This is a genomic window from Wolbachia endosymbiont (group A) of Chalcis sispes (assembly GCF_964026765.1).
In the GTDB taxonomy this organism is placed as follows: domain Bacteria; phylum Pseudomonadota; class Alphaproteobacteria; order Rickettsiales; family Anaplasmataceae; genus Wolbachia; species Wolbachia pipientis.
Map to the genome: position 1 here is coordinate 431,246 of NZ_OZ034697.1, position 26,829 is coordinate 458,074.

19 protein-coding genes and 1 tRNA gene are annotated in these 26,829 nt (G+C 36.1%); 12 read left to right on the top strand and 8 right to left on the bottom strand.

What is annotated here, in order from left to right; translation table 11 throughout:
- Window positions 1–11: 11 nt before the first annotated feature.
- The 5 genes from AAGD72_RS02185 to AAGD72_RS02205 are packed head-to-tail and all read right to left on the bottom strand — an operon-like array spanning window position 12 to window position 10,664.
- Window positions 12–3,023 carry a type IV secretion system protein gene (locus AAGD72_RS02185; RefSeq protein ID WP_341814992.1) on the bottom strand — a complete coding sequence of 1,004 codons (3,012 nt, stop codon included), beginning with the start codon at window positions 3,021–3,023 and terminating at the stop codon, window positions 12–14.
- Complete coding sequence (locus tag AAGD72_RS02190) at window positions 3,020–5,413, bottom strand: type IV secretion system protein (RefSeq protein ID WP_341814993.1); 2,394 nt, start codon at window positions 5,411–5,413, stop codon at window positions 3,020–3,022. The genes AAGD72_RS02185 and AAGD72_RS02190 overlap by 4 nt, the downstream gene beginning before the upstream one ends.
- A gap of 9 nt (window positions 5,414–5,422) precedes the next feature.
- Window positions 5,423–7,960, bottom strand: coding sequence for a type IV secretion system protein (locus tag AAGD72_RS02195; RefSeq protein ID WP_341814994.1), 2,538 nt, complete (start codon window positions 7,958–7,960; stop codon window positions 5,423–5,425).
- Window positions 7,953–10,358, bottom strand: a complete 2,406-nt coding sequence (locus AAGD72_RS02200; protein ID WP_341815112.1) for a VirB4 family type IV secretion/conjugal transfer ATPase — start codon at window positions 10,356–10,358, stop codon at window positions 7,953–7,955. Before AAGD72_RS02200 ends, AAGD72_RS02195 begins: the two co-directional genes overlap by 8 nt.
- A gap of 9 nt (window positions 10,359–10,367) precedes the next feature.
- Window positions 10,368–10,664: a type IV secretion system protein VirB3 gene (locus AAGD72_RS02205; RefSeq protein ID WP_341814995.1), complete on the bottom strand. Its 297-nt coding sequence runs from the start codon at window positions 10,662–10,664 to the stop codon at window positions 10,368–10,370.
- A gap of 108 nt (window positions 10,665–10,772) precedes the next feature.
- On the opposite strand from AAGD72_RS02205, the gene AAGD72_RS02210 reads away from it, so the two are divergent.
- Entirely contained in the window at window positions 10,773–12,308 is a 1,536-nt protein-coding gene (locus AAGD72_RS02210; protein WP_341814996.1) for a lysine--tRNA ligase, read from the top strand.
- Window positions 12,309–12,609: 301 nt separating this feature from the next.
- Here the strand turns inward: AAGD72_RS02210 and AAGD72_RS02215 are convergent, their stop codons facing one another.
- On the bottom strand, window positions 12,610–12,786 hold the full coding sequence (locus AAGD72_RS02215) for a hypothetical protein (protein ID WP_179945715.1): 177 nt from the start codon (window positions 12,784–12,786) through the stop codon (window positions 12,610–12,612).
- Window positions 12,787–13,268: 482 nt separating this feature from the next.
- Here AAGD72_RS02215 and AAGD72_RS02220 point away from each other — a divergent pair, with 482 nt between their 5' ends.
- Window positions 13,269–13,424 (top strand): hypothetical protein, encoded by a 156-nt coding sequence (locus AAGD72_RS02220; protein ID WP_264707330.1) that lies wholly within the window; start codon window positions 13,269–13,271, stop codon window positions 13,422–13,424.
- A 280-nt stretch (window positions 13,425–13,704) separates the two neighbouring features.
- Here AAGD72_RS02220 and alaS read toward each other — a convergent pair whose 3' ends face one another.
- Window positions 13,705–16,338, bottom strand: coding sequence for an alanine--tRNA ligase (gene alaS, locus AAGD72_RS02225; RefSeq protein ID WP_341814998.1), 2,634 nt, complete (start codon window positions 16,336–16,338; stop codon window positions 13,705–13,707).
- A 165-nt stretch (window positions 16,339–16,503) separates the two neighbouring features.
- On the opposite strand from alaS, the gene AAGD72_RS02230 reads away from it, so the two are divergent.
- The 7 genes from AAGD72_RS02230 (at window position 16,504) to gpmI (ending at window position 23,047) form a co-directional block, all read left to right on the top strand.
- Window positions 16,504–16,947, top strand: coding sequence for a PAS domain-containing protein (locus tag AAGD72_RS02230; protein WP_015589252.1), 444 nt, complete (start codon window positions 16,504–16,506; stop codon window positions 16,945–16,947).
- A 98-nt stretch (window positions 16,948–17,045) separates the two neighbouring features.
- Window positions 17,046–17,252 carry a 50S ribosomal protein L35 gene (gene rpmI / locus AAGD72_RS02235; RefSeq protein WP_007548610.1) on the top strand — a complete coding sequence of 69 codons (207 nt, stop codon included), beginning with the start codon at window positions 17,046–17,048 and terminating at the stop codon, window positions 17,250–17,252.
- Window positions 17,253–17,272: 20 nt separating this feature from the next.
- A complete protein-coding gene (gene rplT / locus AAGD72_RS02240) occupies window positions 17,273–17,638 on the top strand; it encodes a 50S ribosomal protein L20 (protein ID WP_341815000.1) in 366 nt (121 codons plus the stop codon).
- Between the two features lie 12 nt (window positions 17,639–17,650).
- Window positions 17,651–18,550, top strand: a complete 900-nt coding sequence (gene fmt, locus AAGD72_RS02245; RefSeq protein WP_341815001.1) for a methionyl-tRNA formyltransferase — start codon at window positions 17,651–17,653, stop codon at window positions 18,548–18,550.
- 80 nt (window positions 18,551–18,630) lie between these two features.
- A complete protein-coding gene (gene purH / locus AAGD72_RS02250; protein WP_341815002.1) occupies window positions 18,631–20,142 on the top strand; it encodes a bifunctional phosphoribosylaminoimidazolecarboxamide formyltransferase/IMP cyclohydrolase in 1,512 nt (503 codons plus the stop codon).
- Window positions 20,143–21,421: 1,279 nt separating this feature from the next.
- Window positions 21,422–21,493, top strand: a tRNA-Asn gene (locus AAGD72_RS02255).
- A gap of 33 nt (window positions 21,494–21,526) precedes the next feature.
- Window positions 21,527–23,047, top strand: coding sequence for a 2,3-bisphosphoglycerate-independent phosphoglycerate mutase (gene gpmI / locus AAGD72_RS02260; RefSeq protein ID WP_341815003.1), 1,521 nt, complete (start codon window positions 21,527–21,529; stop codon window positions 23,045–23,047).
- 39 nt (window positions 23,048–23,086) lie between these two features.
- On the opposite strand, the gene fabD is transcribed toward gpmI, so the two are convergent.
- Window positions 23,087–24,067, bottom strand: a complete 981-nt coding sequence (fabD, locus tag AAGD72_RS02265) for an ACP S-malonyltransferase (RefSeq protein ID WP_341815004.1) — start codon at window positions 24,065–24,067, stop codon at window positions 23,087–23,089.
- Window positions 24,068–24,195: 128 nt separating this feature from the next.
- On the opposite strand from fabD, the gene rpmE reads away from it, so the two are divergent.
- The 3 genes from rpmE to AAGD72_RS02280 all read left to right on the top strand — a co-directional run bounded on the left by rpmE (window position 24,196) and on the right by AAGD72_RS02280 (window position 26,683).
- Window positions 24,196–24,399 carry a 50S ribosomal protein L31 gene (rpmE, locus tag AAGD72_RS02270; protein ID WP_007548602.1) on the top strand — a complete coding sequence of 68 codons (204 nt, stop codon included), beginning with the start codon at window positions 24,196–24,198 and terminating at the stop codon, window positions 24,397–24,399.
- Between the two features lie 38 nt (window positions 24,400–24,437).
- Entirely contained in the window at window positions 24,438–25,232 is a 795-nt protein-coding gene (locus AAGD72_RS02275) for an NAD kinase (protein WP_341815005.1), read from the top strand.
- Window positions 25,233–25,315: 83 nt separating this feature from the next.
- Entirely contained in the window at window positions 25,316–26,683 is a 1,368-nt protein-coding gene (locus AAGD72_RS02280; protein WP_341815006.1) for a hypothetical protein, read from the top strand.
- The last annotated feature ends 146 nt before the right edge of the window (window positions 26,684–26,829 follow it).

Genomic DNA, 26,829 nt, shown 5'->3' on the forward strand with positions numbered 1-26,829 from the left:
TCATTTATATCTTACTCCTCTCCATTTTCTTCCTTGTTTTTAGCTTTAGCACTAGGATCACTTCTTATTGTTTCATCAGAATTTTTTTGCTGATCTGATTGTTTTAATGTTTTAGGTCTATCACTCGTTGTTTTATCAGAACTTCCTTTAGAATCTTCTTTTTTGTCTGGTTGCTTTGGCGTGTTAGGTAATTTAGCCTCAATTTTTCCCCGATCTTTACTCATTTTCTGCTTGATACTCTGTATCATACTTTGGGTCTTATCATCAAGGCCAACGGTTGACAGCATAGCTTGCGATGCGCTCTTAGCAACTGTACCAACACCGCCAGTAACTCCATAACCAGAGCTAAATAGTGTTTGTACCATAGTTTCCGATATAGAAACAAAAGCTTTCATTGCATAGGCAATAATGAAGTATATAAACGCCTGGATTAGGTCTATAGGTAATGCTGCAAAATGTCCACCAGCCCTTTCTCCGGTACTGAGTGCAACATCAACGCTAGTGCCAGGACTGTATCCAAGAGGCAGTATTGATTTCATCAAGCACAGATCATACGATAAGAAATTTACGCTAATTAAACATTGATAGCATGCAGAAAAATTTGTGAGGTTATATAAAACTGAATACATCAACTGATTTAAAAGAGATAAAAATGAAAATAAAATGACTGGTTCTAATGAAACATGAGCCAACGTTTTTATCCAATTATCAAACAAGGGTTTAGTCTTTTGAAATAGAATAAATACGATAAATAAAGGTGTTAATGACAGTAAAAACGCCACTAGAACAGTAGATATTACATATTTAAACGTAGCGCTAATAATGCATTTTAAAAACGCATAAGTAGCGCAGAATATTACCCAAAATGCAATAAAGCCAAAAGGACCAGAGAGCATCAATGATAAAAACTTTAACCAAGTTTCTGCTGTGAATAATACTCCTGCTGTCAAGTCTAAGAATGCAAATTTTCTCTCCCCTTCTCCTACATAGCCAGAAAAACTATCAACTAAATAAATGCTACCATCTACAAAAAGTCTGGATAAAGTTGTACCAAAGAGTTCCCAGCTTCTATCGCTAAAGGCAAAAGCTATAAATGCTATCTTGAACATCCTTACAATGAAATCAAATTTACTTAGCTGTATTGTTCCAAGCATATAGCCAATGACAGTAAATATAACGTATAGAGTAAGCAAAGCTCTTACTCCCTGAAGAAGACCTTTTATATATCCTTTGTATGAATCTTTAACGCTGTCACCAATTACTTCTTTTTTCATAAAATCAAATATCTTGTTTATATTCGATGAAATAAAATCATTAATTTTTCTTTTGACAAATAAAGTTACACTATACTTATTGTTTTCGTAATATTTGCCATTTTTGTCCGTAATGTCATCTTTCTCTACGTTGCTTACATTGATGCCGAAATATATCTTCTTAGGTTTGCATTCATCTGTTATAGGTTTTTTGTCTTTGCATTCATCTGTTAAAAGACCTCCATCTATTATATAATATACCTTATCCTTTGTTTTATCTAAGTTCTCTACTTTTTTGAAATCATTAGTCTTTGGAGCAGATGGATCCCCTGGCGGGTTATCACCCAAATACACATACAGTTTTTTGCCATTGATATATTCACACGATCTAGTCACTTTAACATGGTACCCACCTCTATTAGCTCCATAGTGACCATAATCTGCAATGGCAAGCATCACACTGCTACCAGGTGTTACACTTCCTATTGGATAGTCATGATTTAATTTTAAGGAAAAATCTTCAAAATTATCACTGATTTTTGAGCATACTAGTTTATCATTTTTCTCCTTTCCTGCTCCTCCTCTTTTTGGAAGACATTGAATACCTTTAGCATCGCCCTTCATATCATTACGCTTGCCTTCAGAAATACTTGCATCACCTGGATCGCTTATTTTTGCAACAAGAGCCTCAGCCCAAGATTTATCATCTTCAGTAAAACTACCTGCTTTAACATTCCCTTCCATTTTTTCTAGATAAGAATACATATCACATTTATTTCCTTTATCGTACTTCTTATACCTTATAGAGGAGACACAGTTCCGTTCTCCTGCTTGACCTAAACCATAGTTCCATATACCCTTCTCAGTATAGCATATATTTTGATGGTAACAGTTAAGCTCATAGGAGGAGTACTTTTTTCTCTCATCAAGACTACAGTTTTTTCCATCACATAACTCGTTCAATCCTATTTTAGCGCGGCGTAAATCAAGTAGTGAACCATATACCCATGGTTCGTTGTCTTGAATATAACCTTTATTAAAATGCACCTTATTATCATATGGGGTATACCCATTGCCAACTAGCACTTTGCTTTCCTTTGCTTTTGTTTTATCAAGAGGTAAAAATTGTATTTTATTTTTTGTACCATCTTTACCATCACAAAAAAACTCTCCCCCCTGATGTACTTCACTCACTGTAGCTTTCTTATATACAGTTTCCTTACGGTCATTTTCTACAGCTTTATAACAATTGTCATCAAAATTGATGCCTTTCCCTTCTGGATTGTCGTAATCAATTGTTATTTTTCTGGGAACTAAGCTGAAGCTTAACTTGTCACCAGGATTTACTTTAATTCCAGTGTCCACATAACGTCTATTGCTGCCAAATCCTTTGCCACCACATAGTTCGTTTTTACTTTCATTAACACCATAATTGTTAGGTACACTATTAATATCCGCAGCCTTACTATAATTTGGTTCTGAGCCATCAGCACAAAAGCTAGCTGGCACAAGTACTTTCCTTGGATTTTTGTCTTCTTTAAAAGGGCAAAAATTTACTGATCCATCGAGGGTGAATTTGATTTTCTCACCCTGACTAATTACCTGACCAGAATCAACCCAATGAATTTTAACTCCTTTATCGGCTTTATGAACTGGAACATCCACGTTAACACTAGTGTTTCTGCTCTGTAACCCAGGCTCAACACAATCCATAGTACAACCAGTGATTGCAAGACACAGTATCAACAATAGTGATCTTTTACTTATCATTGCTGTCTTCCTTGTGGTATCTGAGGCGTTGACCTTTGAGTCCCTTGTGGTATTTGAGGTCTTGACGTACCTGACTGTTGAGAGGCATCTCCTCTTTCTCTTCTTTGAACGCTTTGTTCATCTAACCCTACTGTTCCCATTAAGCTTTGTTGATACTGTCTTCCAGGTTCGCTTGCTACATAAGCACCAAACAACGAGTCAGATATTGCCGAAGAAGCTTCAACTAAAGCTTTCATAGCGTGTCCCAAAATAACAAAAGCCATCATAGCGGTAATATTAGGTGTATATTTGGAAGCATAACCATAAAAAATACAAGGGTTAAAAATCTTTAGGTTAATATTAAGTATACATGTAGAGCAGACCTCAAAATCAAATACTGAATACACAATATAATCCATAACCTGACTTATCAGTGATATAAAAATTAAAAGGACCACTGGATGAATTGCAAATCTTGCTAAATTTTTAACCCAGTTTTGAAACATCTGCCTAGTATACGCAAATAAAAGACAAATAATAAAAATAGGTGCTAAAGAAAGTAATAACGCAACTATTGCTATAGATGTAATAAAAGAAAATAAGGCATTAAAAATAGATAAGCTCACTGTGATTAAACCCCAAATCACCAAGCAAAAAGATACAATGCCCAAAGGGCCAGAAAATATAAGAGATACTATTAACAATACTGAATGCGATGACAAGAACCTATTGAGCGGCAAATCAAGAAACTCAAAAACATTTGAAGTAGTGCCTCTAAAATTTGCTATTTCTATTAGTTGTTTTGGAGTGTTAATAAATATAGAGAATGCGTTGTTATAAAAAAAGTCCCAGCTATTATCCTGCAATAGCTGGGCGATGATTCCTATCTTTACGCATATAATTAAAAACTCATATATAGAAATATGAGTTAATCCAAAAAAGTAATAAAGAGTATATAAGATTATATATAGTACTAATAGTGATATTATAGTAGATCTAATGGTATTTGTTCTGCTTGATTTTATAAAACTTTCGTAAAGAGACTTCACAGGACTAGTATCAGAGTGAATTGCGTTAGGGTCTTTATAATTAGAGCCGAAAAATGCAGTTTTCACTTTTTCATCAAAGAAATTATATATTGCACTAAAAGTTTTTGTAGGTGGCTCTTTAGTTGTTAGGTTAATACTAAACTGACCTTCATTTTTGTAATCGCAGCCATGGTCTCTTATTCCATAATATATGGTGCCTTTTTTTTCTTTTAACTTTTCCTTTAAGCCTTCCATGTACTCAGTATCATAAACTTTGCTGATATCTACAGATATATCCGCTTGGTTTTCACCAGGCTTATGCTCAGGAAGTTTGTCAGAGACGCTTATATACAAGCTATTTTCTAGACTGTGGTTCTTTGTTACTCTTATATTGAAACCACCTTTGTCATTTCTATCATAGCAGTGCTCGTCATTTCTACTACATAAACTAAAAGTTAAACTTGGTGTTCGATGGTATTTTTCTATCTTATAATCACAGTTAGTGCATATGCCACCTGTTGGAATGTGTTCAAAATCTTCACCATCCATGTGAACACGTAATAGTGTAATGTCAGTTTTTACCTGTTTTCCCTTTAATACGTTACTAATAATTTCAGCAACAACAGATTCACCACTAGAATTTAAAGCATTGAATAGCTCAATTTCTATATTATTATATTCAATATACACGCAATCCTCGCCTCCACGACCAGAAGAAAATTTACATATACGTCTACAGAGTGAATTTAAAATGTGCGTATCTATCTTACTTGCACTGCTCTCTGAAAGCTTGCTGCAATCTATATTCTCTCCTTGTTTTATAGAGTTAATAATATTTTCAATTTCCTTTTTTCTTTCATCTTGATCTAACTTCGAAAACCAGTACTCTCTTCCACTCAACCATTGCGCATCGCCTATTATATATTTATTAGGACATATCCCATCCTTGCCACCTTGGCATTTCTCTTGATTTAAAACATGTACAAAATGTTCCGTTTCTTGCTCGCTACACTTTTCGTCGATTTTCAAATACCTGATTTTTGTCTCACTCTCTTTATCTTTACACACTTTACTTCCAATCACACTAAAGCTTATCGTATCGCCTTTTTTAAGTGCAAATGGTAATGCAACGTCATTTCTCCCAGGCCCAATTGCAAAATCTGCATACTGCTTAGGACAAAAATTAACCTTACTAGGCACTATATCAATCTCTGTTACTCTTATTCTATCTGAGATATTAACACCAGAATCAACCCATTTCTGCTCTGTTGACACTATATCTAGTTTTTCACGCAAACCTGATAAATTTTCTGGCTTAATACAGTGATGTTCCCCGCAGCCTGACAGAAAAAAAAACGGTATTATCAGCAAAAATTTTAGCATAAATCCAACTCATTCAGTGCTTTTGTTAACACTCTCGGAGCTACTAGAACCAGAACCTCGAGATTTACTCTTGTCTCCACCACTCAACTTCTTAGCAGCAGCACCAGCAACTCCAGCAACACCCCCAGCAGCAGCTTTGGCAGCAGATAAAGCTTTGCCCACCATTTGTCCAGGTGTCTGACCTGAGCCAAGTGCTGCTCTATGGTTACCAGCAAGTTCAGCAGCCATGCCAGGAAGAATGTTTAAAAAGTGGTAAAAGAGGAATAATACTAAACACAATTTTAATAATTCTCCGATGAGAGAGCTGCCAAACTCCATGTATGTAAAGTCGAATAGACCAAGTATGCTGCTCTTTTTAAAGCTATAATTTTGCATCATACATGCAAGAGTAGTTTCATTTTTATCACATTCCCCATCTTTCAATTTAAACCACTGTTTTTTCTTACTATATGAGATTTCTGCTTGTTTCTTTTCATATGACTTATCCGGTTCAAAATTTAAATTTTTATAATAGATTTTATCACATGCTATAAACATAAAAGACAAAAACGCAAAAAGGATAACCGGGTATAAGCTATAGGTGATCAATTCTCTTACCCAGCCGTCAAAATATCCTTTGGTGTGTTGGAATAAAACCATAGGGATGAACAAAGGTGATAAAATGATGATTACACTCAAAGCAACTAGAGATAAAATAAATACATAGCACAGCCACAAAATAACCATCATCAGCAAAATGGCCATAAATATAGCAACAAGAGCTATTAAAATCTGTCCACCAGCAAAAATAATACCGATTACCGAACCTGCAACTAATAAGACAGGAGCAGCACCAAGCAAGACTGCTAACGTTGCAACACCTCCAGTACCAATTTTGCCACCAATTCCATCTAAAGGGGCACCTAAATAAAATAAAATTCTACAATCAAGCCTATCCCAAGGTGCAAGATAACTGTAAGATACCCTCTTTCCTGCACGAGTATATTCATAATCTGTACCTGCTTTATAATTACATATGCCTTTACTTTCAGATGATGCTTTTAGCACTATCTCTGACAAACCATTTGAGAGACGAGTTAATTCTCCATAATAATGAGACATGGTACTGCCTGTTGTGAAGTAAATCACTAAAGCGAATTTTATGATCAACATATACATTTCTTGAGGCCTCTGAACTCCACCAGACATGGCTTTTATAGAGAACAGTATTAAAGCTAAAACTAAAACAGCAGTTACAGTGTTTTTCAGCCTTTTCTGTGCTACAGATATAAAACTCTCACCATTTGGTGCACCTTTACCTGCAACTAAATTATCTAACGATTCCTTAATGCATTGCACTATCATAGAAGTTACGGGAATAGGAGCTAATGATTTACTCCCTGCCTGGTTATAACAAGCTTCAGAAACATACGAGCTAAAACAGCCAGCATTATCATAACCTACAAAAATTTTCCCCCCTTGTCCGTTGAGTCTTTTTTCTTTAGATCTGATAATAGTTTTATAGTCATCATTATTACCAATAGGAACTTTTTCCTCTCCCGTACCATCTTTATTTTTGAATATCATCACAGATTTTTCACACATAGGAGCAAGTGGGTCAGGTGGCAATTCCGTGCACCCCATATCAACCCCTTGCGGCCAAGGAGTCATTTCGATACCAAGCATTTTCACACTTGCTAACTCCACACATAATCTGCCCATTTTTCTTACTGCTTTAAATGTAGCTCCATGTATGGGTTCGCTCTGTCCTGCTTTGAGAACTCTACATTCCAGACCACCATCAACCTTCGAGGACCATGACCCATCTACGTATCCAGTGTCTTTCTCCCTGACATCAAAGTCTATGTATCCAGGTTTTCCTCTGGAATTAAAGTCTACCTTATTAAAAAGATTACCAAAAGTTAAAGGGTTTCGATGACATACTTCTATATATTCACTGTATTGCACACCATTTTTTGGCCAGTAATAACTCTCTGTACTCTCCTGAACGTTAGAATTTAAGGCTTCTTTTTCTGCTCTTTTCCCGTCATAATCTTTTTTGTTCACGTCTTCCCGAGCTTTATTTTGCAAACAAGAAAAATATTCCTCTTCTGTTTGGTAATTTTCATTGGTGCAGCCACTATAACCTGTGTCTTCTAATTTAAAATTTTTGTATTTTCCATCATGATCACGTGCAACTGGGTGTTTAACAAAACTATGTTCACAAACAACAAGCCCTCCTATCGCTTTCCAGACTCCAACAATTGCAGCTATCATTCCAACAATAACAAGAGCGGTAAACAAACCAGCAGAAGAAACGATCAAAACAATGCCAGTAAATATTGCGCCAACAGCAATCGCTATTCCAGCAAGTGCTGCAGCTGTTTTAAACGCTCCACAATCAGGATTAGAGGCACGACTAAAACTGCCAGTGGAATTAAATCTGCTAACAAATTCTGTCTTGTCAGTACCACTTACTCCATCTGCAAGCACTGGATATGAGAGTAAAAAGTCTATATTTAGTAAAAATATCGCAATTAATAGCAATGACAGCTTAGTCTTAAACATTTTTTACCTTCTGATAAAATATAGGCAACCATACTTTTGGGTTGTCCCCAACTTCATTTAATATATCGTGTAACAATAGAACACTTTCTGCACGTCCGGATAATACGTTGATTATATCATCCAGGCCTTTTAAGTCTATTCTAGCTACTACAGCATTGACTCCTTGTTTCACCAAAAAGAATCTAGTACTCGGATCTGTGTGCTTAATTAATATATATTCACGTTCAGTTAACATAAAAACATCCCGATAGACACTAGTAGCTTTCAGATTTGGTAAAAAAATCTGTGTCGCTGTTTGTTGTACAAGCGTATCGCTAATAGTACTTTTACTTGCATCCTCAACACTCTGAGTAGCAAAAATCACAAAAGCATTTAGTTTTCTCAGTACCTTCAACCAGTCTTTTATCTTGGGTGCAAAAACTGGATTATCTATTAACGCCCATGCCTCATCAAGAACGATAATAGATGGAGTGCCATCAAGAGATATACTAATCCTATGAAATAAATAAATCAAGACCGGTCCAAGAGCAACAGGATCTTTGAGCAAGCTAGCCATCTCAAAACCAAATACTCTTGCTCGTGAAAAATCTAGCAAATCTTCTTTATTGTCAAATATTGCAGCATGAGAACCATTATCATGCCACATAGATATTGCCCCAGCTAGAGTATCAGGACCTGCAAGCCCTAAAAACGGTACGAGGTTTCTCAAGAATCTGTCTTCTTTTCTTAATTTAAAATTTCCTTCAATTGCATCATTAATTCGTGCAATATCTTCTGAAGTAAATTTATCATTATATACCGAAATTAAAGACTTTATCCACTCCATTAAAAATGTTCTATTATCAGAGGTATCATCAAGTTGTAAAGGATTAAAATTTGTTTTAGTTCTTGGTTCTATTACAGTATAGATACCACTAAGTGCTCTTAAGAAAATCTCTGCACCGCGATCTTTATCAAAAAAGAATATCCTTGGAGAAAACTTCATCGCTTGGGCACACAGGAAATTCATTAAAACAGTTTTACCAGCACCAGTTGGGCCAATTATCATAGTGTGTCCAACATCCCTTATATGAAAGTTGAAAAAAAATGGAGTACCAGATGTCGTGTCAAAAACTGTAACGGCATCTCCCCAGTGGTTATTGAATTTATTACCAGTAGGATAATTATGTTGAGATGCAAATCCAGCCAAATTAAGACTACTTATTGTAGCTTTTCTCACTATATAATCGAAATTACCAGGAATTTGCGCCCAAAATGCTGGTTCAAGGTTAACTCTCTCACGTATAGGGTAAACACCGCAATTAGAAAGCTCTGATTCTACCAACGACAGAGCGTTATCCAATGATTTAGGACTTTTTTCTATACATAAAATAGTCAGGTGATGTTGACCAAACGCAATCTTACCACTCATTGCGTCATCAAGCGCTTGAGAAATTTCTGCTATTTGAGAAATAGCTTTATCTGCAGACTGTATCATTCGATTTTGCTGTATCTGCATTTTTCCAATCGCCATTTGCCTGTTTATAAATTGAAAAGATTGCGTAATTATAAACTCGTAAGGAAGTTGTAAAAACGAATCAAGCATTCCTGCAGAAGTATGATTTCCATATTCTTTGATACTAATTATTCCAGCATATTTACTCTCATTATGAGTCACAACCTGTATCATCTTACGGCCAAAGAATAACCTATGTACTGGTAAGTATCTTGATATTTCAGTTCTTAGCGGAAAAAGCGTATTTGTAACGAAGCCACAATTTACGATTCTAGATAGAAACTCCATTATTTCGCAGAACAAACCATCTGGAGTTTCTTTTACTCCAAGAATTTTAGGCGAATAATTCCTAAGGCTTGTCACTACACGATTTGTCGTTTCCTCTAAATCTTCATATGTGGTACGCATATCACTTTCCCAAGCATGTTTTGAAGTTACATGCCCGAATTTTTTTAGTAGATGTGACAAAAATTCTACTCCTTTCGTGTCCGCTCTACGAATAATCGTAATGTATAGGTCATTAATAAATGATTGCCTTGTTGCGTGTTTTTCTCTCCATTTTAGATTTACGTGATTAGCGAAAAAATTCGGCAAACCTTGACTTGCAAATTCATCAGAAAAAATATTTTTCTTACGTCTGATAGTATGAAAATACAAACTAAATGCCGGAGATGAAATGCTTCTTAGCATCTGATTCCTGATGTTGTTCTGTATGACTAAATCCTCGTCATCGGCAGTTTCAAATGCAAAACCACTTAATTTTATAACCTTAACCAACCAATTTTCTTTTGTCATCAAGGTTGTGCTATTCCAATAGCAAGAATAAGGAATAAATTCAGCAGCGTGAACTTCCCTGTTCAGAGTAGATTTATTCTTTGATTGAATAGCCCTAAACCTCAGCATCACACAACGTTAAGCAATATCATAAGAATTGGCTCCATGGTAAAAACGATTTAAACATTTCGAGCACTTTCCCAATTTTACCATAAATAATTCAATAAACAACGGTTCTTTTGCAGAAGCTATATAACCAAGTCCATGTGTACCTGGTAACATTAAGAGAATCACTCTTAAATCATTTGAATTAATGAAAATTAGCATGCAAATCAGGACGTTTAATATTGCAAACATATAACTCACACCAAAGAGCATTGCAGGTCTTGTAAGACCTTTAAATAATTGATCTGTTTGTATACTACCTGTGGACATATCTTTAACCTTCTAATAATAGCTCTAACACTAATACTATATCATTATATTAAAAATCCATTGAAACTAGTAGCACTTTAAGTTAAGATACATTATTTAATCCCGATAATGACAAGTTGGCCATTTCAAGAAGCAGAAAAAATATTGCAAGAGTTTCCTAATAAAAAAGAAATAATATTTGAAACTGGTTATGGACCCTCTGGTTTACCCCACATAGGAACCTTTGGAGAGGTTTTCCGCACTACAGTTATTGTAAATGCATTAAAAAAAATAGCTCCTGGTATAAAAACCAAAATCATTGCAGTTTCAGATGATATGGATGGTTTGCGAAAAATACCAGATAATGTGCCAAATCAAGAGATGCTAAGAGAGCACTTAAATAAACCATTGACTATGATACCTGATCCATTTGGCACTCATCAGAGTTATGGTCATCATATGAATTCATTGTTGTGTAAATTTCTTGATATGTTTGAATTTGAATACGAGTTCAGGAGTGCAACAGAGTGTTATAAATCTGGCGTTTACGATGAAAAACTTTTACTCTTACTGAAAAATTATGATAAAGTGATGGACGTAATGCTTCCATCATTTCGGGAAGACAGACAGCAGACTTATAGTCCATTCTTGCCAATATGCCCAAAAACTTCTCAAGTTTTACAAGTTCCAGTAATTGAAACAAATACAGAGAAAGGAACAATCACATATGAAGACCCAAACGGGGAAAAAATAGAAGTTCCAGTGACAAAAGGAAAATGTAAACTGCAATGGAAACCTGATTGGGGAATGAGGTGGGCCGCATTTGGAGTAAATTACGAAGCTCACGGAAAAGATTTAACTCCATCTGCTGTGCTTTCAAGTCAAATATGTGAAATACTTGGAGAAAAGCCACCACTTCTGTTTTGCTACGAGCTTTTCCTTGATAAAGAAGGAAAGAAAATATCAAAATCAAAAGGAAATGGCATTTCAATTGAAGAGTGGCTAACTTACGCACCAACAGAGAGCTTAGCATTGTACATTTTTCAGAGTCCTAAAAAAGCTAAACGTTTATATTTTGATGTGATACCAAAATCAACTGATGAATATTTAGAATTTGTAAAGCGTTATCATGAGAACAAAGAAAAGGATATAAATAATCCTGCTTGGCACATTCACCAGGGCAATGTTCCCAGTATAGAAACTTCAGGCATAAATTTCTCACTACTTTTAAACCTAGCAGCAGCTTGTAATGCTGAAAACAAAGAGATCCTATGGGGTTTTATATCCTCTTATGCACCAAACGTTACACCAGAAAATAATAAAATGCTTGATAGACTTTCAGACTTCGCAGTAAAGTATTATCACGATTTTATCAAGCCAACAAAATCATATAAAACTCCAAATGAAAAAGAAAAAGCAGCGTTACTAGATTTGAAGGACACTTTACATTCTCTATCTACAACTGCTACTGCTGAAGAAATTCAATCTCAGGTATTTTCTATTGGAAAAAAATATGATTACACCAACTTACGTGACTGGTTTCAGCTATTATATGAAACGTTACTTGGCCAAAAAACCGGTCCAAGAATGGGATCTTTCATAAAGCTTTACGGAATAGGTAATACGATTTCTCTCATAGAAAGCGCTACTAAATGTATACTTTAGAGTTTACCTCCTTTCATTTGAGCTCTTTAGTTTTAATAAGAATTCCTTGACAAACTCCGCTAGCCCCCTTATCATGAAAGTGAAGCTATTGTATTTGCTTTCGCCAATCTGCAGATTAAAAGGTAAGGATTACTTAATGTATCGGCGTCTTATGTTCAATTTTTTGCAGTATATAGATACTGTATGTCTTTACAAAACTTCATCTACATCTAGATTTTTATCTAAATAAGCTGAACGCGCTTATAAAGCGTTACAAGACATCAAAAAATGCCAATACTCGACAGAGATAGTAAAAGACTAGCTAACTCGGGGATTCTTTGTCTTTTTTTCTGCTTAGTAAATTTCTTAAACGTTTGCAGCGTAAGTTAGTTGCAATTAAAAGCAGCTGAATTTCGCTTGTCAAGCGTTTAAAACATAAAAAACGCCAATATTTTAAAGCGGATAATAACCACGGGGCTTCTTTTGCCTTTTTTTTCATTTGGTAAATTTCTTAATGTTTGTGGCTGAACGACAACCGTCATCCCGCTACTTGTTAGCGAGATCTCTTGTTAGCGGCTGAGATACCGCGAATGAATCGCGGTATGACGGTTCGCGGCGGCATGACGATAAGGTTTATACCTTGTCATCCCAGTGCTTGACACTGGGATGGCTTTGTTGCATCGCTAGCTATGATGGATTAAAGATAAAAAAGGTGGAGAATATCAGTAGCTTATTATTCTGGTATTTATAACAAGAACGGTCAGTGAATACCTAAATTTGAGTAAAAGAAATTTCACTACCATTTACCAATCCGGCTAAAATTCAAGAATTTCAATGCTTTAGCTATTTTCAATAGAATTAAATTTATTAATATAAATAACAAATTACTATTCTTAAATTTGATCAGATTGATTGCAAAAAAACAAGATTTTCAATAGGTTGCTTATAATCCTAACTATAGTTAGCCTTTCATAAGTAGCGATGCAACAAAGCCCACTGGGATCCAGCTTTCTTTATAAATTCACCAAAAGTGCTTCATTCTATAACGCAAAACCCATACTCACCAAATCCAATGCATTACTTGCAATTAAGTTTCCTGGATCCCAGTGTCTGGGCACTGGGATGACACCATCATAAAGGAATCAGTGTCAGCTACTTTCATGACACCATTCTTTTTCCTGGATCCAAGTAGTCGAGCTACTTGGATGACAGCTAGCCTGACAACCGTCATCCCGCTAACAGGTAGCGGGATCTATGCTAAGAGATACCGCGAATGAATCGCGGTATGACGGTTTGCAACGGTATGACGGTTCGCGGCGGCATAGTAATTCGTCATCCCGCTGCTTGTTAGCGGGATCTCTTGTTAGCGGCTAAGAGATACCGCGAATGAATCGCGGTATGACGGTGTAGACGATGGTTAAGTATCCCGCTGCTTGTTAGCGCCGCGGCGGTATGACAGTTCGTGGTGGTATGACGTAGAGTGCTTAGAAGCTGCTATTTTGCTATAAATGGCTGTAATGGCATCATCTATTTTATTGCTATCACAGCCTGTTTGTGCAAGTTCAGCATTCCCACCACAGTTCTTTTTAACTGCTATGGATATTAGTTCTTTTGCGCTAATCTTATTGATTAAGTCTTTACTTACTTTAATAATCAAGACTGTTTTATCTTTTTCTGTTGCCGTAAAAGCTATTACCGTTTTTGGTTTTTGTTGCTGCAAAACAAACTCTCTTATTACATTTGCTGGAATATCAGTGAAAGTGTGGCTTATAAAATTTATTCCATTTATTTCGGTGCTTTTTATATTCTCTGCACTCACAAGCTTTTTATATAGGTTTTTTATTTTGGTTTCGGATTTTTTGTGTTCTTGACTTAAAATACTTAATCTGCTTGTTATTTCACTCACTGGCGCTTTTACGAATTCTGCAACTTTTTTTAAGTTAATTTCATTATCACGTACATAATCGATTGCTTCTTGACCAGTTAAAGCTTCAATTCTTCTCACTCCAAAAGCAACAGAACTTTCTGTTACTATCTTAAATAAACCAATTTCTCCAGTATGTTCAACGTGTGTGCCACCACACAGTTCCCTTGAATCTCCAATCTTCACTACTCTTACTTGGTTGCCATATTTTTCACCAAATAACGCCATAGCTCCTTCGTCTATTGCCTGATTCATGCTCTGAATTTTTGTAGACGTAGAAAGGTTTTCTCTGATTAGAGAGTTTACCATATCTTCTACTAAGAATAGCTGATCCTGAGTAACTTGAGTGTTATGACTAAAGTCAAATCGTAACTTATCCGGTGCAACTAGGGAACCTTTTTGAGTGACATGGTCACCCAAGATTTTTCTCAATATAAAGTGCAAAAGGTGTGTAGCTGAATGATTTCTTCTTAAGGTTTGCCTTCTTTCCTTGTCAATGCTTGCTGCAACTGTGTTACCTTTACAAATTGAACCGAACTTAACTATGCATCTGTGCAAATATAGGTCATTAACCTTATTGGTATTCTCGACTATAATAATACTTCTATCAGATTTGATCAGACTGCCAGTATCTCCCACCTGTCCACCTGACTCGCCATAAAAAGGTGTTTTATCAAGTATAATGGTTATCTTTTCTCCCTCCTTTGCAGAATCAATTACTTCATTTTTAGAGGAAACTATAGCTAGTATTTTCGCATCACTTACTTCATTGAACTCATAACCAACAAATTTTGTTTTGCCAAATTTATTGATCAAATCAAACCATACTTGCTCAACAGATTTTTCACCAGATCCAGCCCATTTAGCACGTGCTCTCTCTTTTTGTTCTCCCATTGCATCATCAAAACCCTTCTGGTCAAAATTTATTTTTTTCTCTTTTAAAATATCAAGTGTAATATCCAAAGGAAATCCATAAGTATCATATAGCTTAAACGCTAATTCTCCAGGCAAAGTATCGCCCAATTTTAAATCTGTAGTGAATTTCTCCAGGAGATTGATACCTTTCATCAAAGTGTCTTTAAAGTTTTCTTCCTCTGATTTTAACGTCGTTTCTATTAAGCTTTTAGCTCTGACTAATTCAGCTCCCATATAAGCCGAACTCGTGCTATCTATCAACACTGGAAAAATACGATGGAGTAGGGAATCATTATATCCAAGCAGGTGAATATAACGTGTGGCTCTCCTAATTAATCTGCGTAATACGTAATTCCTGCCCTCATTTCCAGGAAGCACTCCTTCTGCGATGAGAAATGCAGCCGCGCGAAGATGATCTGCTATGATCTTATGCGCTATTTTATTTTCCGTTCTTCCACAGTACTCTTGTGATTTACTTATCAGAGCAGAAAATAGATCAATATCATAGTTATCATGGACGTTTTGCATAACAGCCGCTATTCTTTCAAGGCCCATTCCAGTATCGATGCATTTTTTTGGCAATTTGTGTAAATTACCTTCTTCATCTTTGTTAAACTCCATGAATACCAGATTCCAGATTTCAACAATTCTATCGCCCTCTTGTAAATTAGGACTCCCATGGTCATAAAAAATTTCAGAACATGGACCGCACGGACCAGTGCTTCCCATACTCCAAAAGTTATCATCCGTTGTAATTCTTATGATTTTATCACTTGAAAAGCCACTTATCTTACGCCAAATCTCGTACGCCTCATCATCAGTATGGTAGACGGTTATGGATAGTCTGTTTTTATCAAGAGATAACTCTTTAGTGATAAATTCCCACGCAAATTCTATCGCAGTTTCCTTAAAGTAATCACCGAAGCTAAAATTTCCGAGCATTTCAAAAAATGTGTGATGCCGAGTTGTATAGCCAACATTTTCCAGATCATTGTGTTTACCGCCTGCTCTTAGGCACTTTTGACTTGAGACAGCACGTTTCATTTCAGTTTTTTGAGCACCAGTAAAAATATTTTTAAACTGCACCATACCAGCATTTGTGAACATGAGCGTTGGGTCATGTTCTGGAATCAAAGGAGAAGAAGAAACCTGCTCGTGGTCATTATTTACAAAAAATTTTATAAATCTTTCTCTGATTTCGTTTAGCTTCATCGTTTTTATTGAGGTTATCTATAAATAATAAGTTGTAATGGAAATAAAATCAATACCACTCTCTAGATCTCAGAACTTCTAGTGACATGCACCTTGTGGTAAGAAAAAATCAATATATTCACGATAAATTTACCTCATATCTGTGTTTTATATGTGGAAATTGGAATGGAAATTTATGTAGGCAAAGAAAAAAGAATAGCAAATGTGGTGACTCAACACTGGAATGACATAAAAGGATCAGACAGAGATTGGCCAGAAAGGCATGAAATAGACACTGCAGAAATAATGGAGTCATGGCAGCATTGTTTTATCATTGAAGTCAAAGATCAAGGTTATATTTGCGAAAATGCAGGAGAAAAGGCTGTTGAATTCTATGGTTTTGAGAACAAGACGCGTATTGATAATAAGTATGCAATTGATGCACCATTTTTGCGACTATATAAAATAGATGCAGTTATTGATAAACTTGATACTGTAATAGAGAGTAAATGTCCAATCAACGAAGAGGAAGAAAGTGAAAGTGTTAAAATGAGGCAAGTATTGTTGCCACTTGGGAATAAAGAAGGTATAACACACATATTGGGCGTAATTACTTTTAAACTCCTTTAATATACAATTTTAATTTGATTCTTTAATAAAATTATTTATACTAATGCTTAATTACTATTAAAGAACTCAATAGTAGTGCTTGTAAATTTATTTGGAATATGAAGAAAATAAAATTAAAAACCAAATCTTCTGTGAAAAAGCGCTTTCACCTTACAGCTAAGGGTAAAGTTATTTCTACTCAGTCAGGCAAAAGGCATGGCATGGTAAAGAGAAGTAAATCTAATATTCGTAATCAGCGCGGTACAACGATTCTTGGTAAATCTGACTCGCGTATAGTTAAGCTTCATATGCCTTACGGTATTTAACAAAATGGAGGTAAAATAAAATGGCTCGGGTAAAACGTGGAGTCACTACTCACGCTCGTCATAAAAAAATATTGAAACTGGCAAAGGGTTATAGAGGGCGCGCAAAAAGTTGTTATAGAATTGCATTACAAAGAGTTGAAAAAGCACTGCAATATGCTTATAGAGACAGAAGAACCCGTAAACGTGATTTCCGTAGCTTATGGATAATACGTATTAATGCAGCAACAAGAGAGCATGGGCTTACTTATGGTAGGTTTATGCATGGTCTTACACTTGCCGGCATTGATTTAAATAGAAAAATTCTTGCTGAGATGGCAGTTAATTATAAGGATGATTTTGCCAAATTAGTAGAAACTGTAAGTGGTAAATTAGCGGAGAATTCTTAAAGCAAAAACACCATGAGAATTATTTTCATGGGATCACCAGGATTTGCTGTTAATTCTCTGAGCTTGTTACTGAAATCAAAGAGCGAAGTGGTGGCAGTATACACCAAGGCTCCAAAACCTTCGGGGCGTGGACAGAAGCCAACGAAATCTCCAGTACATGTTATCGCTGAAGAAAGTAACATAGAGGTATGTACTCCTATCTCTCTAAAGTTTTCGGCAGAGCAAGAAAAATTTAGAAATTTCAAACCAGACGTTGCAGTTGTAGCCGCGTATGGGTTGATACTTCCAAGAGAAATTTTGAATATTCCAAAATATGGTTGTATTAATATTCATCCTTCATTACTACCAAGGTGGCGTGGTGCAGCCCCGATACAGCACACAATTTTAGCAGGAGATCAAGAAACCGGGGTTAGCATTATGCAATTGGATGAAGGATTAGATTCCGGCCCTATTTTAAAACAGGAAAAATTTCTTATCGAAAAGAACGATAATTACAAGACATTGCATGATAAATTATCTAAGCTAGGCAGTGATTTACTGCTGAAAGTGCTAAACGAAATTGAAAAACAGCTTCCCTTAAAACAGAACGATAACGATGCATGTTACGCTGACAAAGTGGAAGACTATAAAATTTATGCAAGTGATGCCTGTGAAGTTGCTTATAGAAAGGTTAAAGCGTTTTACCCAAAAGCGTTTATCAAGATAGAGAATAAACGTATCAGGATACTTGATGCTGACTTTGAAGCTCTCGCTTCAGAACAAGGTAAGATTGTTAACGATAATATGCACATAAGTTTAAAAGGTGGCACTTTAATTCCTAAAGTTGTACAAATGGAAGGGAGAAATCCTTGCAGTATTGAAGATTTTATTCGTGGCTTGAAATCAAGCATGGTAAAAAAATTTATAGAATAGGCTGCTTTAAATTAGTGTAGAAATGTAATAGCTAAATTTCCTTTTCTTAGATATAATCTTAAAAAACTTTCCATATAAAAATGAAAATAAAAAGAGCTTTAATATCAGTATACGATAAAACGAATATAATTGATCTTGCATCGTTTTTAACGCAGCAACAAATAGAAATTCTTTCAACGGGAAATACTTATAAAACGCTATCTAGTGCAGGAATAAAAACACAAGAGGTCTCAGATTACACACAATTTCCAGAGATACTTGGTGGTAGAGTAAAAACTTTACACCCTAAAATTCATGGAGGAATACTTTGCAATAGAGAAAAACACAAAACGGAAATACAAAATCTAGGTATTAAGCCAATAGACCTGCTTATAACTAACCTATACCCATTTTGGGAGACAGTAAATAGCGGCTCAAATGAAGAGCAAATTATAGAACAAATTGATATCGGCGGAGTGGCGTTAATTAGAGCTGCAGCAAAAAACTTTCGTTTTACTTCAGTTATTTCTAGCATTCAAGACTACGAAGCACTAAAAGCTGAGATGATAAAAAATAACAATAAAACAACATTGGAATATAGAAAACACTTAGCAACCAAAGCATTTGCTCTCACTGCACACTACGATTCTAATATTCACAGTTGGTTTTTATCCCAGAGTAAGAATAATGAGTTACCAGAGTTTTTTGCACTATATGGACATAAAGTACAAGAACTCAGGTATGGTGAAAATCCTCATCAAAAAGCTGCATTTTATAGTAATCAATTTACAGAATATCCGTTGGAAAAACTACATGGAAAAGAGTTGAGTTATAATAATATAGTAGATATAGAGTCCGCACTTAACATAATTTCTGAGTTTAAAGAGCCTGCAGCAGTGATAATCAAGCACAATAACCCATGTGGCGCTGCTATTGGTAATAATGCTTTGGAGGCATATGAAAAAGCTCTATCGTGCGATGAAGTAAGCAGTTTTGGTGGTATAGTTGCCTTAAACCGGGAGATAGATTTAAAGCTAGCGGAAAAATTAAACGAGATATTTTTAGAAGTTGTGATAGCACCATCAGTAAACAATGAGGCACTAAAAATTTTGCAAAGAAAGAAAAATTTAAGAGTGATTATTCATAAATCTTTTCAACAAAATGTGAAATACCAAACTAAAAATGTTGTTGGTGGGTTTTTGGTGCAAGAAAATAATGACCACACAATAAAAGCAGAACAAGTAACAGAATGCACTGCAACAGACAAAGAAAAAAAAGATCTTATTTTTGCCTGGAAAATATGTAAGCATGTGAAATCCAACGCAATAGTTATAGCAAAAGATGGTTGTGCTATTGGCATCGGTGCAGGACAAACAAGCAGAATAGATAGTGTTAACATTGCAGTGAAAAAAGCAGGTGAAAAATGTAAAGGTGCGGTGCTTGCTTCAGATGCATTTTTCCCATTTCCAGATAGCATAGTAGAAAGCACAAAACATGGAATTACAGCTATAATTCAGCCCGGTGGCTCGCTAAAAGATCAAGATGTGATAAAAGCTGCAAATGAAAATAAAATTGCTATGTTTTTCACTGGCGTTCGCAGTTTTTTCCATTAGGCTTTGTGTCTTATCGTCATACTGCCACAAACCGTCATACCGCCGCGGTATCTCTCAACATAGATCCCGCTAGCGGGATGACAAATATACCGCCGCGGCGCTAACAAGAGATCCCGCTAACACGTAGCGGGATGACGAGCTTATCGTGCTGCCACGAACCGTCATGCCTCTGCGAACCGTCATACCGCGATTCATTCGCGGTATCTCAGCCGCTAACAAGAGATCCCGCTAACAAGCAGCGGGATGACGAGCTTATCGTCACGCCGCCACGAACCGTCATACCGCCGCGGCGCTAACAAGAGATCCCGCTAACACGTAGCGGGATGACGAGCTTATCGTCACGCCGCCACGAACCGTCATACCGCCGCGGTATCTCTTAACATAGATCCCTTACTTAACCGTCATACCTTAACATAGATCCCGCTAACACGTAGCGGGATGACGAGCTTATCGTCACGCCGCCACGAACCGTCATACCGCCGCGGTATCTCTAGATCCCGCTAACAAGTAGCGGGATGACGAGCTTATCGTGCTGCCACGAACCGTCATGCCTCTGCGAACCGTCATACCGCGATTCATTCGCGGTATCTCAGCCGCTAACAAGAGATCCCGCTAACACGTAGCGGGATGACGAGCTTATCGTCACGCCGCCACGAACCGTCATACCGCGATTCATTCGCGGTATCTCAGCCGCTAACAAGCAGCGGGATGACGGTTGTCGTTTAGCTATAAATGTTTAAGAAATTTACCAAATGAAAAAAAAGGCAAAAGAAGCCCTAGGGTTATTATCTGCTTTAAAATATTGGCGTTTTTTATGTTTTAAACGCTTGACAAGCAAGATTTAGCTGCTTTTAATTGCAACTAACCTATGCTGCAAATGTTTAAGAAATTTACTAAGCAGAAAAAAAGACAAAGAATCCCCGAGTTAGCTAGTCCTTTACTATCTCTGTCGAGTATTGGCATTTTTTGATGTCTTGTAACGCTTTATAAGCGCGTTCAGCTTATTTAGATAAAAATCTAGATGTAGATGAAGTTTTGTAAAGACATACAGTATCTATATACTGCAAAAAATTGAACATAAGACGCCGATACATTAAGTAATCCTTACCTTTTAATCTGCAGATTGGCGAAAGCAAATACAATAGCTTCAGTCTCATGATAAGAGGGCTGGCGGAGTTTGTCAAGTAAGTTTTTTCGTTTCTGTGACCAGTTGGACTTAAAGTCTACACAAAAAACGTTTACAACCAACGTTCAACATGGTAAATTAAAAACGGTTTATTCCTCGGTAGCTCAGTGGTAGAGCAGTTGGCTGTTAACCAATTGGTCGCTGGTTCGAATCCGGCCCGGGGAGCTCTTCTCTGTTGAATTTTAGTGTTGATTTTATATGGGCATTAAATCAGTCGTTTTATGTATACTAGATGGTTGGGGAAATGGAGTAGAAAACAGTAAATACAATGCTATTAGCAACGCAAATCCACCCTGTTGGCAATATATTAGCTCTAATTATCCAAAATGCAGTTTATCCGCCTGTGGAACTGATGTGGGGTTACCTGGTGGTCAAATAGGTAACTCAGAAGTTGGCCATATGAATATTGGCAGTGGTAGAGTGGTAATACAAAGCCTTCAGCGCATTAATCAAGAGATTGGAACAATAGAAAACAATGTAAATCTACAAAGTTTTATTAGTAATCTAAAAAGTAAGAACGGAGTATGCCATATAATGGGATTAGTGTCAGATGGCGGTGTTCATTCGCATCAAAAGCATATTTCAACTTTAGCAAATAAAATATCACAGCATGGAATAAAAGTGGTGATACATGCATTTTTAGATGGCAGAGACACATTGCCAAATTCAGGAAAAAAATGCATTCAAGAATTTACAAAGAGTATAAAGGGAAATGACACAAGAATTGCTACTGTTTCTGGGCGTTACTATGCTATGGACCGTGACAACAGGTGGAAGAGAACAATCGAAGCTTATGAGGCTATCGCATTTGCAAAGGCACCTTGTCATGATAATGCAGTATCGTTGATTGAGAATAACTATCAAAATAACATAACTGATGAGTTTATCAGGCCCGCAGTAATAGGTGATTATCAAGGTATAAAACCAGAAGATGGAGTGCTGTTGGCTAACTTTCGTGCTGATCGAATGATACAATTAGCAAGTATTTTGCTTGGCAAAACAGATTACGCTAAGGTAGCAAAATTCTCTTCAATTTTAAGTATGATGAAGTATAAAGAAGATCTCAAAATTCCTTATATTTTTCCTCCTACTTCTTTCGCTGATACTCTAGGACAAACAATAGAAGACAATAAATTACGACAATTACGTATCGCCGAAACCGAGAAATACGCTCATGTGACTTTCTTTTTCAATTGTGGAAAAGAAGAACCTTTCTCTGGTGAAGAAAGAATACTCATTCCCTCACCAAAAGTTCAAACTTACGATTTGCAGCCCGAAATGTCAGCCTTCGAGCTCACAGAAAAGCTTGTAGAAAAAATTCACTCCCAAGAATTCGCACTGATAGTTGTAAATTACGCTAATCCTGATATGGTAGGACATACAGGTAATATAAAAGCAGCCGAGAAAGCTGTGCTAGCTGTAGATGATTGTCTTGCAAAAGTGCTGAGTGCTGTTAAAAAGTCAAGCAACACCGCGTTAATTGTCACTGCAGACCATGGTAATGTGGAATGTATGTTCGATGAAGAAAATAATACACCTCATACAGCACACACTCTAAATAAAGTGCCATTTATTGTGTCTTGCGATAATCTAAAACTAAGAGACGGAAGGTTATCTGACATTGCCCCTACTATTTTACAGCTACTTGGAATTAAAAAACCAAACGAAATGACAGGCAGTTCGTTGATTTCTTGCATTACCCTCTGTCATTCCAGCTAGGCAGCGTTATGCACCGGAATGACATCAAATAGATGTGTTTTAACTTAATCCAACTTTTAAATTTTTCGCTGTTAGTACTAATGATTCATTAAAGAAGCTGTCAATATCACCAATACTATCTATATTTTTTGTACTGATAGATTGGTCAATTCTTTTGACCAAATTAGATAAAACTTTATTAGGGCCAATTTCAACAAATTTGTTAATGCCACGGCTTGACATATACAAAACCATTTCTCTCCATTTCACTCTGCTTACAACTTGCTTGGCGAGTAAAGTTTTTATAACTTTGGGATCACTCTCCTCTTTAGCTGTAACATTTGATATCAAAGGAACTATAGGACGGGTTATTTTAATACCCTTCAAAAACTCCAAAACTTTTTCATCAGCAGGTTTCATAAGAGATGAATGAAAAGGCCCACTAACCTGTAATTTAATTAGTTTCCTCACACTCGAGTTTTTGAATAAATCGGGTAACATTTCAAGAGCTTCTCTAGTGCCACTTATAACCACTTGTCCGCCACCGTTATCGTTTGCAATTTCACAAATTCCGTCAATTTGAACTGATTTCAATATATCTTCCACTTCATTTATCTCTGCTCCAAGCAACGCAACCATTCCGCCTTTACATTTCAGTGAAGCTTCATGCATTGCTTCGCTGCGAACTTTCAGCAGCTTGATCGCAGACTCAAGCGTTAACGCTCCTGCAGAACACAGCGCTGTATATTCGCCAACTGAATGCCCACAAACATATTTAACATTGTGATCAGTGAAAAGAGATTTGCCAAACATATGCTCCATAACACGTAGCATTGCAATTGATACTGCCATTATAGCTGGCTGAGCGTTTTCTGTAATGGTTAATTCTTCAATAGGACCGTTGAAGATTAAATGAGACAGCTTTCCATCCAATATGCTATCTACTTCATTAAATACTTGTCTTGCAACAGAAAACTCACTATATAAGCTCTTTCCCATTCCTACAAACTGAGAGCCCTGACCGGGGAAAGCAAAAATCATGATAGTTATTATTTATTCCTTATTAAATATACTACTTTATTTATTTTTTGTCAATATTTTAGAATAATGATTGACTTAGTGAATTAAGTTCACTAGAATATTAACTGACTAAAAGTTTATAAACAACAATGAATTATCATAAAATTATTATAGTTATGACAGACGGTCAAGAGTTTGAAACTCGTTCCACTTATGGAAAGGAGGGAGATAGGGTAAAACTTGATAGAGATCCTCTTACTCACCCTGCATGGACTGGAAGTTTGACAAGCGGGTTAGCAAGTAAAACTAGCAAATTAGCTAAGTTTAACGATAAATATGGAAGCATTTTCTAATTTTCCTCCTCTTTAAGTTTTAGAGAGTTTACTGAAGCATGCATAAATACAAAAATATAGGCTATGTTGCTTCTCCATCACCAAAATCGCAGGAAGTATCTAAACTATTAAAGAAACTTAATTTTATCAATATAACAGAAGAAAATAAGTCCGAAATTGATCTACTGATAGTTATTGGCGGTGATGGCTTTATGCTACGCACTTTGCACAATTACGTCATAGAAAATAAAAACATGCATGTGTATGGGATAAACACTGGCAATGTTGGGTTTTTGATGAATAAATGCTTTAGCTGCAGTGAAGATTTAATTGATCATATAGAGCATGCAACTTCAACTCAGTTAACTTTGCTAAAAATGGAAGCAACAGACACAAGTGGCAAGAGATATCATTACATAGCAGTAAACGAAGTATACGTTTTTAGAAAAGCGAACCAAATAGTAGAGATGAATATTACTATCAACGATAAGCTAAAAGTAGAGAAATTTAGAGGGGACGGAGTAATATTATCTACCCCCACAGGCAGCACTGCATACAACTTCTCTGCCGGTGGCCCAATCTTGCCGCTAAATTCAAATTTACTTGCATTAACCTCTATCAATAGCTATTACCCAAGGCATTGGAATGGAGCGTTAATATCAAACGATACAATCGTACAAATTGACATTAACGACACAAAAAACCGTCCAGCACTTGTAGTATCAGATTACAAAGAATTTCATGATATATCACAGATAAAAATACAAAAAGACCATGAGAACACAATCACTTTGCTTTTTGACAAAGATTACCCTCTGAATGAAAGAATCTTTGATAGACAATTTCTATACTAATAATTATCCGTAAATTGGTATTTACTATATCTTAATAACTATAGCGTAATCAATGCAGCATAGTAATTAATTTTGGAGTGAATATGCCTGGACCAGTAAATGAAGAACAAACAGTAACATTAATTTCTTCCACATCAATAAGTGAAGATGGCGAGATAACACCAGGAATTTTACCAATACCAGCACTTAGGACAAGTACTCCGAAAAAAAATGATGAAAATACAGCTTTAGAAGCTTTGTTAGAGGAAGAATTTAAAGAGAAAAAAAACAGCAATGCTAATTCAAGAGATCCGTTAACTCTTGAGACTCAAGTATCACCTCCTTCCCTAGAAGAAACAAAAGGTGAAGAAACTCATGTTGACGTGCCACAAAATCCCACTCTAAGCAGATCACCTTCTCAAGAGACAGTATTTAGTCCACCTTGGAATAGTGAAATATTAGAAGATTTACAAAGAACTAACAGCTCAAATATACCTCCAACTGGCTCACTACCATCATACACAAGCGCAGCAGATGGCTCTAAAAAGTCTTTGCTTACAAATAGTAAATTTAACATAAATGACGATGCAATTTTAAAAAATAAAAAAACAAACAGATTCTTGCCAAGAGCAAAGTATGCCATGCAGCAGAAGGGTTTTATAATTTTTGGTGCAAGTGCTATTATACTCAGTATATCTGCAGCTTTATTATATTTACAAGATAAAGCAAAATTTATTGCATTTTTTACAAACAGCCCAAAATATATCACTATACCAGTTATCGCACTTGCTGCATTGCTTGCAATTGGTCCAATATTTTTTGCAACAAGGCAATTTATAGATACTGAAGAACATTCCATTCAAAAAAAAGATGCGGATAAAATTTTAGCTGAGGTGTTGGAGCACCAGCCAAAAGATAAAGCTATAAAATCTGTAAGACTGGAATATAGCAATGGCACTCATTCAAATTTTGTACTTAATGCTTGGGAAGCTAAACAAGGCTTCACTAACATTGACGAAAAAGTAATTACTAGAACTAATAAAATAAAATCAGTAATTAACGACAGACCAATATTTACTGCATTATTTACTGGTGTAGTTGCTGCAAATATAGCGTTTCCTCTAGGGCTACTTGCAACACATGGTGTTAATGGTGTACAAAAATTTTACCAAAACCCTTTGACTAATAACATAGGATTATCATTACTTATAGGTTCTGGTATACTTGCATTATCAATTATATGTCTTGGCGTGCATTATTATAGAAAAACAAATTGCACTAACCTTATATATTCTGAAGAAGAGATTGATCCTAAAGATGTTAATGGGAAATTCATTGAGGAAATAAAACGAGAAAGAACAAATGTTCTTGGGGAAAATCACAGTAAAGACGCTAAACGCAGCAGCTTAACGCTTGAGCAAGTTGTGGTTCAATCTCATAATTGTAAGGATATTGTTTATAGTGTCGGTTAATAAAATGCATGATATAGCTAGTGCAGCCCTACGTCATACCGTTGCAAACCGTCATACCGCGATTCATTCGCGGTATCTCTAGATCCCGCTAACACGTAGCGGGATGACGATTGTCAGGGTAGGACCTCCCTCCCCTGTCATCCAAG